The following is an 11,014-nucleotide window of genomic DNA, read 5'->3' as shown; positions in this document are numbered from 1 at the left end:
GCCCCCGCCCGTCCCGACTGCGGTGCCCGATCTTCCGACGCCCGCGGCAGGGGAGGAGATCCTGCTCTACCGTGTCGAGGTCCCGGTCTATTCGGCGGTTCCGCCGGTGGCCGAGCATCTGGCGATGACGACACTTGGTACTTTCCATGAACGGCGAGGCGAACAGAGCCTGTTGTCAAACACCGAACTCTCTCCGGTCTGGGGCCGTATCTTCGGCCAGGACGCGAAGATGGGCTGGTCGGGAACGGTTTCGCCGTCGTTCGACGGCACCTTGTTCGGGTTCCAGGGCGGCTTCGACGTGTTTGGCCAGGAAACCGCTTCAGGTGGCGTCGATCGTGCCGGCCTGTTCATCGCCTATGCCACCATGAACGGCGATGTGCGCGGCCAGGCGCTGGGGCAGAACGATCTGGGCGTCGGCGACATCGATCTCGGCGGCACCAGCGTCGGCGGCTACTGGACCCGTATCGGTCCCGGGGGCTGGTACCTGGACGGGGTCGTCATGGCCACTTTTTTCAGCGGCGATGCGACCTCGACCCGCGACATCGGCATCGATGTCAAGGGAACCGGCGTCACCGCTTCGCTGGAAGGGGGCTACCCGATCGCGCTGGCGCAAGGCTGGACGCTCGAACCGCAGGCGCAACTGATTTGGCAGCATCTATCGCTCGACGATGCCGAGGATCGCTTCGCGTCGGTTTCCTTCGATCTCGACGACAACGTCACCGGACGCCTCGGCCTGCGCCTGCAGGGCGAGACGACATTGAACGGCACCGTGCTGCAACCTTACCTCAAGGCCAATCTCTGGCACGGTTCCGGTGGCACGGATCACGTCAACTTCGACACCACCGACATCTCGACCGAAAGCCGCTCGACCTCGTTCGAATTCGGCGGCGGCGTGACCGCCAAGGTGACGGACAAGGTCAGCCTCTTCGCCACCGGCGACTACACCACCAATCTCGGCGGTGACAAGCGGCGCATCCTTGAGGGCAATCTCGGCGTCAGCATCAAGTGGTGAGACGGCGAAGCTGGCGCTGTTTTCGTGCGTAAAGTCGACGCCGCCCCTCATCCGCCGGCAGGCAGGTGAGGGGCAGCGCTAACGCTGTGCGTTGAGCGAATCCCCCTTGTTCAATTCCCTGAACGCATCGCCACTGTGGCGATGCCGGCGCCAACCAGCAGCGTGCCGCCGGTGCGGTTGAAGACGCGGATCGCCCTAGGGTTGCGCACAAGGTTGCGCGCTCGCGACGCGATCAGCGCGTAGCCGAAGGCATTGGCGAAGGCGAGCGCCAGGAAGGTCGTCTCGAAGATCAGCATCTGCGTCCAGAAATCGGCGTGCCGGTCGAGGAACTGCGGCAGGAAGGCGACGAAGAAGGTGATGCTTTTCGGGTTGAGCGCGGTGACCAGCCAGGCATGCCCCATCATCCTGGCGGAGGACACGGCATCGGTGCGCGGCTCGGCCTTGAGCGCGCCGCCGGCCCGGAACAGTTTTACGCCGAGATAGACCAGATAGGCAGCGCCGATCAGCTTCAGGATCGTGAAGACGGTGGCCGAAGCTGCCAGCAGGGCGCCGATGCCCAGCATGGACAAGGTCATCGCCGTGAAGTCGCCCAGCGCCACGCCGACGGCCATCGGCAGTGCGGTGCGCCATCCCTGGCCGAGGGCATAGGACACGACCAGAAGGATGGTCGGTCCCGGAATGACTAGGAGGATGGTCGACGCGGCAGCGAAGGCGGCCCAGTTTTCGAAGGACATGCTCGTCTCCTTTGAGCTCAAAGAAGAGGATAAATCCTTCGGTCCAGGAGAATGTAAAGCGGTTTGTTTCTACCCCCCCCAACGGCAGTTCGGCGTCAGTCGAGCCGCCCGACAGGTTCACGATCTCGGCGAGAAGCTCGAGGTTGATCTTTCAGGTCTTGCACATGGGGGCCCCCGCTTTTGACACGCTGGCGCCGGGACTATGACCCGCCCGAGGTGATTTCGTGCAGGGCACGCTGGTTGGCGATACCGGAGAGGGCGCAATGGCGCCCAGCCTGTTCGCAAATGCAGGCAGCGCAAGGCCTTCACGCTTTATCAACCATGAATGATGAAAATGCTCGTCATCCGGCCGGACCGTGCTTCCCGCCGACAGCGTAGGGTTTGGGTACATGCGTGAGTTGCCGCAAGGTCTGAGGCCGCCGCGAAACGGCGACGCAATCGAAACCGATAGTCTTGTCTCCCGCCGCGCCGTTTTATCCGGGGCAGGGGCGTTGGCCTTGCTTGGCGCCGCCGGCTGCTCGACTTCGGGCGGCGGCCTGCCGGCGCTTGAGCTCGACGACACGGTCACCGGCTCTGTGCGGCCGATCCGGCCGAGCATCAGCGTCGACAAGAACGTCACCAGCCCCGACCTGATGTACGCGTCCCTGAGCGACGGCGGCTTCAACGTGCCCGAGGTGCCCTACCTCAAGATCAAGCCGGAATTCCGCCGCCAGATCGTCGTCGACCAGACGGGCGAAGCGCCCGGCACCATCGTCGTTCATCTCAATGAGCGCATGCTCTACCTCGTCCAGCCGGGGGGCGACGCCATCCGCTACGGGGTCGGCATCGGCAAGGACGGCTTCCGCTGGTCCGGCCGCGCCAACATCCAGTACGGACGGGAATGGCCGACCTGGACCCCGCCGCCGGAAATGATCGCCCGCAAGCCGGAATTGGTAAAATGGCAGGGCGGCCAGCCCGGCGGCCTCACCAACCCGCTCGGGGCGCGCGCTCTCTACATCTATCAGGACGGCAAGGACACCGGCTACCGCATCCATGGCTCGCCCGAATGGTGGAGCATCGGCCAGGCCATGTCGTCGGGCTGTGTGCGCCTGATCAACCAGGACATCATCGACCTCTACAGCCGCGTTTCCAAGAAGAACCCGGTCGTCGTCGTCTAGCTCAAGCCTCACCTCGCGGCCGCTGGCGCGGCCGGTCGTTTCTGCCGTTGCGCGATGGCCAAAGACAGGCGAAGGTGCCTGAAATCCAATCGCCCGGGAGAATTTCACCAATGGCCGGAACTTTCGTCATCGCGCAGGGCGGCGGCCCGACGGCCGTCATCAACCAGACCGTGGTCGGGGCGACGCTGGAGATCCGCAAGCGGCATCCCGGCGCCAAGGTCCTGGGCTCCATCCACGGCGTGCGCGGTATCCGCGACGGCAATTATATCGACCTCTCCGCCGTCCCGGAAGACCGCCTGCGGCTGATCGCCGGAACGCCGAGCGCGGCCCTTGGCTCGACGCGCGACAAACCGGATGCAGCCTATTGCGAGGTCGTCCTCGACGGCCTGAAGAAGGCCGGCGCGGATGCCTTCATCTACATCGGCGGCAATGACACGTCGGGCACGCAGCAGATCCTGACCGATGCCGCCGGGGGCAAGATCGCGTTCGTGCATGCGCCCAAAACCATCGACAATGATCTCGAGGAGAACGACCACACGCCGGGTTTCATCTCGGCGGCCGAGTTCGTCGCCGGCGCTTTCCTGTCCGTCGATCTCGATTTCCGCGCTCTGCCCGGCATCTATGTCGGCATCGTCATGGGCCGGCACGCCGGCTTCCTCACGGCCGCGGCCGCGGCTTGGCAGCTCGATCCCGACAGTGGTCCGCATCTCGTCTACGTGCCGGAGCGGCCGTTCTCGGCCACAGCCTTCATCGAGGACGTGCGCGCCACGCTCGACCGCCACAAGCGCTGCATCGTCGCCGTTTCGGAAGGGGTGAGCACCGCCGACGGCAAGGCGCTGGTTGAAAGCCTGGTCCCGCCCGAGAAGCTGGAGCGCGACCAGCATGGCAATGTCAAGCTATCGGGCAGCGACCTGCCGGCGGCACTCGAGCGGGCGCTCGCCGAAGGGCTGCCGGGCAAGCGCGCCCGCGTCGATGCGCTGGGCTACATGCCGCGCGGCTATGTCGGCGCCATCAGCGCCGTCGACGCGCAGGAGGCGTTCGACGCGGGAGCGTTCGCGGTCACCGTGGCCGAACAGGGCGGCGGCTCCGTGGCGCTGCAATATGACGGCACCAAAACCGTGCTGAAGAAGGTGCCGCTGAAGAACGTGGCCGGCAAGACCCGTCACATGCCCGAGAACTTCATGAAGCCGGACGCCAACCATCTGTCCGACGCCGGCATGGCTTACCTGAAGCGGCTGGTGCCGGAAAAATACAAGGTCGGAAAGCCCTTCGTCTGATGTCGGGACCATACTTGATTCCAGGATCACACCTGATGCGAGGCTCACACCTGATGCCGGGCTCACGCTTGATGCCGGGCCGCTTCTGATGGAGAACTGGTTCAGCAGGAGCATCGTCGACGAGAAGACGACGATGCTGACCGAGCCGTTCGTGCATGACTATGTGCGCGCCAACATCTGGCATCTCACCGGCCGCGACGCCGACCTTTTGGTCGATACCGGCATGGGCATCTGCCCGCTGGCGCCGGAGATCGAAACCCGGGCCGGCAAACCGCTCATCGTCGTCGCCACCCACATCCATCTCGATCATGTCGGCTCGCTGCATGAATTCGCGCTGCGCGCGGGACCCAGGGTGAGTGCCGCGCAGTTCGAGAACATGGATGAGGCGGCGACCTACGCCTACATGTTCCACGACCTCGACGGCGCCGTCTCGCGACTGCCGGCACCGGGCTGGAAGGCTGCGGATTACAAGATCCCGCCAGCGCCGCTGACGCGCACCCTCGACGAGGGTGATGTCGTCGATCTCGGCGACCGCCGCTTCCGCGTGCTGCATCTGCCCGGGCATTCGCCGGATTCGATCGCGCTGTTCGACGAAGCAGACGGCCTGTTCTTCAGCGGCGACGCCATCTATGACGACCGGCTGATCGACGACCTGCCAGACTCCGACAAGTCGGCCTATTGCCTCACCATGCGGCGTCTGCTCGACCTGCCGATCCGCATCGGCCATGGCGGTCACGGCCCGAGTTTCGACGGCGAGCGCATGCGCGAGATCGCCTCGGCCTATCTCAGCCGAGCGGCTGGTCCATAAGCCGGCTCTAAAATTAAATCTTCGTAAGGTCGCCCGAAAACCCTAAATCGGGCCAATCCGCGCCCTAGATGCTGGTTTGTCGATCCGGCCGGCTGCCATGCGCGGCGAGACAGGCAATCCGGCTGTCGACAGCCGACGGGTGTTTTCCCCCGAACCATCCGCGGCCCAGGTTCAACTCTCGCCCGGACAGAACGACCATGTCACCCATAAGCATTCTTCGTAGACATCGCGTCGCGGCCCTGCTGGGCGCTGCGCTGATCATCTCTCCCATCGTGGCCTCCTTCGCCGAAAGCCCGAACGAGGTCCACAACGCCGTCGGTACGACACAGACCCCCGTAGCCGGTGTAGCGGCCCCGAACGGCTCCTTTGCCCCCATCGTGGCAGCCGACAAGCCGGCCGTGGTGACGGTTACGACCGTCATGAAGGGGCAACCGGACGCCATGAGCGATGCCTCGCCCCTGGACGGCGGCGGCTCGCCTTTCGACGATTATTTCCGCCAGTTCTTCGGCGACCAGGGCATGCCCGGGCCGAAAGCGCCGCCGCAGCAGTCGCAGCGCGCCGAAGCGCTCGGATCCGGCTTTATCGTCGGCGCCGACGGCACCATCGTCACCAACAACCATGTCATCGACGGCGCGAGCTCGATCAAGGTGACGCTTGACGACGGTTCAGAGCTTCCCGCCAAGCTGGTCGGCCGCGACGCCAAGAACGACCTTGCGGTGATCAAGATCAAGGCCGACAAGCCCCTGCCGACGGTAAAATGGGGAGATTCTGATAAGTTGATGCCGGGCGATCAAGTGCTGGCCTTCGGCAATCCGTTCGGCATCGGCACCACGGTCACCTCAGGTATCGTCTCGGCGCGCGGCCGCGATCTCCACAGCGGGCCGTTCGACGATTTCATCCAGATCGATGCGCCGATCAACCACGGCAACTCTGGCGGTCCGCTGGTCGATGTGAGCGGCAACGTCGTGGGCATCAACACCGCGATCTATTCGCCCAATGGCGGCAGCGTCGGCGTTGGCTTCGCCATTCCGTCCGACCAGGCGCAAAAGGTGGTCGCCAAGCTGATGAAGGGCGGCGAAATCGAATACGGCTATCTTGGCGTCCAGATCCAGCCGGTGACCCCGGACGTTGCCAGTGCCATAGGTCTCGATCACCCCGGCGGCGCATTGGTCTCCTCGGTCACCGAGGGCTCGCCGGCGGCCGCGGCCGGCATCCAGACGGGGGACCTCATCACCGGCTTCGCCGGCCAGGAGATAAAGGACCCCAAGGACCTGTCGCGTGCCGTCGCCGATGTCTCGCCCGGCAAGAAGGAAACGCTCGACGTCTGGCGCAATGGCAAAACCATGCAGCTTTCCGTCGACGTCGGCCGCAATGGCGACGACGCGCAGACCGCGTCGGTATCTGGTGATTCCGGCGCGCCGGGAAACGGGCAGGGCGCCCGCCTGCCGGCGATCGGGCTCGGCCTGATGGACATCACGCCCGATATTCGCCAGCAGATGAACCTCCCCGACAACCAGCGTGGCGCGGTGGTCGCCGCGGTCAATCCCAACAAGGCGGCGGCGGCTTCCGGCGTCCAGCCCGGCGACATCATTATCGCCGTCAACCAGATGCCGGTGAAGAGCGCCAGGCAGGCCACGCAGGCGATCGCGCAGGCCGGCAAGTCAGGCCGCAAATCGGTGCTGCTGCTGGTGGAACGAGGCGATGCCCAGATCTATGTCGCCGTGCCCTTCGCCAATGGCTGAGACATCGCGTTGACATGAATGCAGGGATGGCGGGCTTGTCGGTCGACGAGCCCGCCTCCCGGCCGGGGATTGACGCTTCAGGCCTTGAAATTCGAACCGCAAGGTAATACCTTCGGGAGACATGGTATTACCGAGGAACGAAGATGGCGACGACCGTTACAGCGAAGGGACAAGTGACCATCCCCAAACCGGTTCGCGATCTCTTGGAGATCGTGCCGGGAAGCAAGGTCGATTTCCGGCGCGCTGCCGATGGCAGCGTGGTGCTGACCCGTGCTGACAAAAAGCAGCCGGCGAGCCGCTTCGCCAGGTTGCGAGGTCATGCCGGCGAGGGGCTCACGACGGACGCGATCATGGCGCTGACGCGTTCCGAACGGTGACGCTCGTCGACACCAACGTTCTGCTCGACGTTGTTACGGACGATCCGAGCTGGGCGGATTGGTCGGTTGCCCATCTCGAGGCAGCGAGCCTTGATGGGCCGTTGTTGATCAATGATGCGGTCTATGCCGAGCTTGCCGTCCGCTACGCACGCATCGAGGATCTCGAGGCGTTTGTCGAGGCGGCCGGTCTAGAAATGGTTCCGATGCCAAGAGCAGCCCTCTTCCTTGCCGGAAAAGCATTTACACAATATCGCAGATCGGGAGGATCCAGGACCGGCGTGCTGCCTGACTTTTTCATCGGCGCCCACGCAGCCGTCGGACGCCTTCCGCTGCTGACGCGTGATATCGGCCGCTACCGGACTTATTTCCCTTCTGTGACGCTGATCACTCCCTGAATGGCCGTCGGATTTCGCTCCAAAGCGTGTCGCATCGAAATGGGCTCATGCGACGCGCTTTAAGCGGCGTTGCAGACCGCCGAGCGCCGCCGGTCACGCCTCGATGTCAAGCGCCGAAAGCGGCTTGGAGCAGCAGGCGAGGATGAAGCCGTCCTCGATCTCGTGATCGAGGATGCCGCCATTGTGGCTCATCTCGACCTCGCCCGAGACCTTCTTGACCTTGCAGGTTCCGCACAGGCCGAATTCGCACGCGGCGGGGATTCTGACTCCCGAGGCGCGCGCCGTCTGCAGCACCGTCTGGCCGGCGATGCATGCGGCATCGACATCCGAAAGCGAGAACCGGATCGGTGTCGCGGCTTCGACAGGAATGGCTGCGCCGTCTCCGGTCGGCGGGGCGAACGGCGCCGGGATTTCCTCCGCCAGAGGCGCTGCAAAGCTTTCCTGATGGTATTTCGCCATGTCGAAGCCGGCGGCTTCGAGCATGCCGCGCACGGCACGCATGAAGGGATCGGGGCCGCAGCAGAAGATTTCGCGCTCTCGGAAATCGGGCGCCAAAAGCGGCAGCCGGATGGCGTCGATGCGGCCCATATGGCCGAACCAGCCCTCCCGGCTCGACCGCTCCTCGATCATGAAGCCGAGCGACAGGCCGGGCATGCGGCTGCCGAGCAATTCCAGCTCCTTGCGGAAGATGATCTCTTCGGGCCGGCGGGCGCAGTTGACGAAGCCGACATCGGTCCATGGCGCGCAGTCGTTCAGCCAGCGCAGCATCGACATCATCGGCGTCACGCCGGAGCCGGCCGAGATGAACAGATATTTGGCTGCCGGGTGGCTGTGCAGCGAAAAGTCTCCGGCCGGCCCATAGGCCTTGACGTGCGAACCAGGCCTCAAATGGTCGAACATCCAGCGCGTGCCGGTGCTGCCGGCCTGCGCCTTCACCGTCACCGCGATCGAGAACGGCCGCGAGGGCGAAGACGACAGCGTGTAGGTGCGCATCAGGGGCCCATCCGCTGTCGGCAGTTCCAGCGTCACGAACTGGCCCGGCTTGTAGCGGAACCAGGTCTGGTTATCGGAGCGGAAGGTGAAGGTCTTTACATCAGGCGCCTCATCGCTCACGCCGATCACTTCCAGCACCTGGAGCCTGTCGTTCCAGGGCGCCATCTGATCGAGATGGCGATAGAGGCCGAGATCCGTCATCGCATTCATCCCTCACCTCTCAAGCAACGCTGCGCAGGGCCGGCCGGCCGCCTTCGGCGAGGCGCGGACCGATGAAACGCGCGTACCAGTCGACGAACTGGATGACGCCGCTTTCGTGCAGTTCGGAATAGGGGCCGGGTTCATAGGCCGGCGACAGGATGCCGAAGGCGTTTTCCTCGACGATGCGGCGGTCCTGGTCGTTGGTCTCGGTCCAGACATGGGTGAGCTCGGCGAGATCGTAGTCGACACCCTCGACCGCGTCCTTGTGAACCAGCCATTTGGTCGTCACCGCGGTCTCGGTGGCGCTGATCGGCAGCACGCGGAAGGTGACGGCGTGGTCGCCAAGGATGTGGTTCCAGGTCGTCGGATAGTGATAGAGCAGCAAGGAGCCGATGCGGTCGGTGGCAACGCCGTCGGAAAGGTTCTTCTTGACCGCGTGTTTTCCCGTCATCGTGTAACTGACGGCATCGCGCAGCAGCGGCGCGCGGGTGGCACGGTACTGTCCGGCCGGGTCGATGCGGAACCTGCTCGGCAGGCCTGCCGCCTCGCACTTGGCCCAGTGCGCCAGCATCTCCGGGTCGCTGTCGGCGTCTTGTACGCCGGTCACGGTCGGCGCCTCCGGGAAGGTCTTGCAGAGCTCCGGATGGTTGCCGGCGCAATGATAGCATTCGCGGTTGTTTTCCCAGACCAGCTTCCAATTGCCCTTCTCGACGATGGTGCTCTCGAAGGCGACCTTTGCTTCGCGCAGCCGATGCGGCAGCAAATAGGGTTCGATCATCGTCCGCATCGGCGCGAAATCCGCCGGCTCGTCGGCGAGGCAAATGAAGATGTAGCCGCCGACGCTTTCGCAGGCGACCGGCTTCAGGCCGAACTGGCTCTTGTCGAAACCCTCGGCCATCTGCCTGGCGAACAGCAGCCTGCCGTCCAGTTCATAGGTCCACTGATGGTAGGGGCAGACGAGCTTCGCCGCCGTGCCCTTGTCTGTGTTGCAGACGCGGCTGCCGCGATGGCGGCAAGAATTGTGGAAGGCGTTGATGTTGCCCTTCTGGTCACGCACCAGCACCACAGGATAGTCGCCGATCTGCACGGTGATGAAGCTGCCGGGCCGGGGCAGTTCGCAATCATGGCCGATGAACAGCCAGTCGCGGTACCAGATCAGCTCCATGTCGAGCTTGAAGTAGTCGGGATCGGTATAGAAGGGCTGCTCGAGCGAGAAGCCGTCCCTGCGGCCTTGCAGCCGTTTCAGCATGTCGTTGCGCGCATCCATGTCCTGTCCTCGCATTGAAGTCCTGTCCTCGCATCGAAGGACTGAACGGAGGGGAGAGAGGAAGGATCAAGCCGCGCGCCGGCTTGCGCCGGACATGCACCATCCGCCTCTTGACCGCCCGCCGCGATCAGTCGAGTCCAACATCTCAGGCTGGTTTCCGGGCTCTGGAGCTGTCCTTGCGGACTGTCGCGACACCTTCCCAGGCCTTTGCCCAGTGGTCTCCCGTTGCGACCTGAACTCCACCACCGTTGCGGGGGCAGCGCCGGATTCTGACCGGCTTCCCAATTCTCCGCCTCGTCGTCACGCGGCGGCACCTGAGATGGCAGGATCTAACCATGATCGCCGGCTTGTCGTCGGCATGAAAACGACATCGCATCCATGCCGCGCGACACGCACTGAAAACGGTGCGGCCGCCGTTGCAGGGGCAGAAAGCCTCAGGTCGCCGCCTCGGATTCCGTCTCGTGGCGGAGGCAAAAAAGGTTAACGGTTTCGAAAAGTGACTATTAGCGCCCTCTAAAATCGAACCGAACGGTTCGTTTCTGTTGACGATGCGTGCAGGACGGTGTGAACACTGGGCCTTCGACACAGTTGGTGATCGCGCCGTCTGTTAGAATAACTATTTGATAACAAATGGAAAAAACGAATGTAGAAGGCCCTGGCACAATTTCAAGTGGTGGAAACTTGGTCCACACGGAAAAACTTCGTGATTGGAAATGGCGGTATGGCTTTCCCACATCGGGGCTGTCCGAACGACGCGATTTCCTCCCAAGACACGCCGCTAGACGGACGGAAAAATACTGGAGTATCAAAAAATGAAAAAGATCATTCTCACTGCCGCCGCCCTTCTGGCTGTTTCCGGCAGCGCCTTCGCTAGTAGCGACCATTATGGTTCGAATGCCCCTGCGGCCACCGCCGTCGACAGCTCGTACACCGCTTCGACCAAGAAGTCGGAACCGGCTGCCCAGACGCCTGTCCAGGGTGCCGATCGCAACCTCTTCGGCAACAACTAACAGCCGATCTCCAGTTGACGGCGGGCCTTCCGCCGTCCTGG

Annotated in this window: 11 protein-coding genes and 1 riboswitch; of the genes, 8 read left to right on the top strand and 3 right to left on the bottom strand. The window is 63.8% G+C overall.

What is annotated here, in order from left to right:
* A partial coding sequence (locus FJ986_RS30210) for an autotransporter outer membrane beta-barrel domain-containing protein (protein ID WP_140676908.1) occupies positions 1–1,012 on the top strand: 1,012 nt, incomplete at its 5' end.
* A 110-nt stretch (positions 1,013–1,122) separates the two neighbouring features.
* On the opposite strand, the gene FJ986_RS30205 is transcribed toward FJ986_RS30210, so the two are convergent.
* Positions 1,123–1,746, bottom strand: a complete 624-nt coding sequence (locus tag FJ986_RS30205; protein ID WP_140517779.1) for a LysE family translocator — start codon at positions 1,744–1,746, stop codon at positions 1,123–1,125.
* A gap of 389 nt (positions 1,747–2,135) precedes the next feature.
* On the opposite strand from FJ986_RS30205, the gene FJ986_RS30200 reads away from it, so the two are divergent.
* From FJ986_RS30200 to FJ986_RS30175, 6 genes are all read left to right on the top strand, one after another.
* Positions 2,136–2,903 carry a L,D-transpeptidase gene (locus tag FJ986_RS30200; protein WP_140517780.1) on the top strand — a complete coding sequence of 256 codons (768 nt, stop codon included), beginning with the start codon at positions 2,136–2,138 and terminating at the stop codon, positions 2,901–2,903.
* A gap of 110 nt (positions 2,904–3,013) precedes the next feature.
* Positions 3,014–4,180: a diphosphate--fructose-6-phosphate 1-phosphotransferase gene (locus tag FJ986_RS30195; protein WP_140558908.1), complete on the top strand. Its 1,167-nt coding sequence runs from the start codon at positions 3,014–3,016 to the stop codon at positions 4,178–4,180.
* A gap of 88 nt (positions 4,181–4,268) precedes the next feature.
* Positions 4,269–4,988 (top strand): MBL fold metallo-hydrolase, encoded by a 720-nt coding sequence (locus tag FJ986_RS30190; RefSeq protein WP_140501235.1) that lies wholly within the window; start codon positions 4,269–4,271, stop codon positions 4,986–4,988.
* A 197-nt stretch (positions 4,989–5,185) separates the two neighbouring features.
* Positions 5,186–6,730, top strand: a complete 1,545-nt coding sequence (locus tag FJ986_RS30185) for a DegQ family serine endoprotease (RefSeq protein ID WP_140558907.1) — start codon at positions 5,186–5,188, stop codon at positions 6,728–6,730.
* Between the two features lie 143 nt (positions 6,731–6,873).
* Positions 6,874–7,107 carry an AbrB/MazE/SpoVT family DNA-binding domain-containing protein gene (locus tag FJ986_RS30180; RefSeq protein ID WP_140501232.1) on the top strand — a complete coding sequence of 78 codons (234 nt, stop codon included), beginning with the start codon at positions 6,874–6,876 and terminating at the stop codon, positions 7,105–7,107.
* Positions 7,104–7,502 carry a type II toxin-antitoxin system VapC family toxin gene (locus FJ986_RS30175; RefSeq protein ID WP_140525618.1) on the top strand — a complete coding sequence of 133 codons (399 nt, stop codon included), beginning with the start codon at positions 7,104–7,106 and terminating at the stop codon, positions 7,500–7,502. Before FJ986_RS30180 ends, FJ986_RS30175 begins: the two co-directional genes overlap by 4 nt.
* A gap of 93 nt (positions 7,503–7,595) precedes the next feature.
* On the opposite strand, the gene FJ986_RS30170 is transcribed toward FJ986_RS30175, so the two are convergent.
* Both FJ986_RS30170 and FJ986_RS30165 read right to left on the bottom strand, forming a co-directional pair.
* Positions 7,596–8,696 carry a hybrid-cluster NAD(P)-dependent oxidoreductase gene (locus FJ986_RS30170; RefSeq protein ID WP_140676905.1) on the bottom strand — a complete coding sequence of 367 codons (1,101 nt, stop codon included), beginning with the start codon at positions 8,694–8,696 and terminating at the stop codon, positions 7,596–7,598.
* Between the two features lie 19 nt (positions 8,697–8,715).
* Positions 8,716–9,963 carry an aromatic ring-hydroxylating dioxygenase subunit alpha gene (locus FJ986_RS30165; protein WP_140676902.1) on the bottom strand — a complete coding sequence of 416 codons (1,248 nt, stop codon included), beginning with the start codon at positions 9,961–9,963 and terminating at the stop codon, positions 8,716–8,718.
* A 130-nt stretch (positions 9,964–10,093) separates the two neighbouring features.
* Positions 10,094–10,296: riboswitch (cobalamin riboswitch) on the bottom strand.
* 479 nt (positions 10,297–10,775) lie between these two features.
* Between FJ986_RS30165 and FJ986_RS30160 the strand changes: the two genes are divergently transcribed.
* Positions 10,776–10,973, top strand: a complete 198-nt coding sequence (locus tag FJ986_RS30160; protein WP_140501224.1) for a DUF680 domain-containing protein — start codon at positions 10,776–10,778, stop codon at positions 10,971–10,973.
* The last annotated feature ends 41 nt before the right edge of the window (positions 10,974–11,014 follow it).

Source organism: Mesorhizobium sp. B1-1-1 (assembly GCF_006442955.1).
In the GTDB taxonomy this organism is placed as follows: domain Bacteria; phylum Pseudomonadota; class Alphaproteobacteria; order Rhizobiales; family Rhizobiaceae; genus Mesorhizobium.
This window is presented reverse-complemented; position numbering and strand designations above follow the sequence as displayed.

Excerpts from the sequence above, each read along its gene's own strand:
- FJ986_RS30205 (WP_140517779.1), bottom strand. The coding sequence starts at position 1,746 with ATGTCCTTCGAAAACTGGGCCGCCTTCGCTGCCGCGTCGACCATCCTC.
- FJ986_RS30200 (WP_140517780.1), top strand. The coding sequence starts at position 2,136 with ATGCGTGAGTTGCCGCAAGGTCTGAGGCCGCCGCGAAACGGCGACGCA.
- FJ986_RS30195 (WP_140558908.1), top strand. The coding sequence starts at position 3,014 with ATGGCCGGAACTTTCGTCATCGCGCAGGGCGGCGGCCCGACGGCCGTC.
- FJ986_RS30190 (WP_140501235.1), top strand. The coding sequence starts at position 4,269 with ATGGAGAACTGGTTCAGCAGGAGCATCGTCGACGAGAAGACGACGATG.
- FJ986_RS30185 (WP_140558907.1), top strand. The coding sequence starts at position 5,186 with ATGTCACCCATAAGCATTCTTCGTAGACATCGCGTCGCGGCCCTGCTG.
- FJ986_RS30180 (WP_140501232.1), top strand. The coding sequence starts at position 6,874 with ATGGCGACGACCGTTACAGCGAAGGGACAAGTGACCATCCCCAAACCG.
- FJ986_RS30170 (WP_140676905.1), bottom strand. The coding sequence starts at position 8,696 with ATGACGGATCTCGGCCTCTATCGCCATCTCGATCAGATGGCGCCCTGG.
- FJ986_RS30165 (WP_140676902.1), bottom strand. The coding sequence starts at position 9,963 with ATGGATGCGCGCAACGACATGCTGAAACGGCTGCAAGGCCGCAGGGAC.
- FJ986_RS30160 (WP_140501224.1), top strand. The coding sequence starts at position 10,776 with ATGAAAAAGATCATTCTCACTGCCGCCGCCCTTCTGGCTGTTTCCGGC.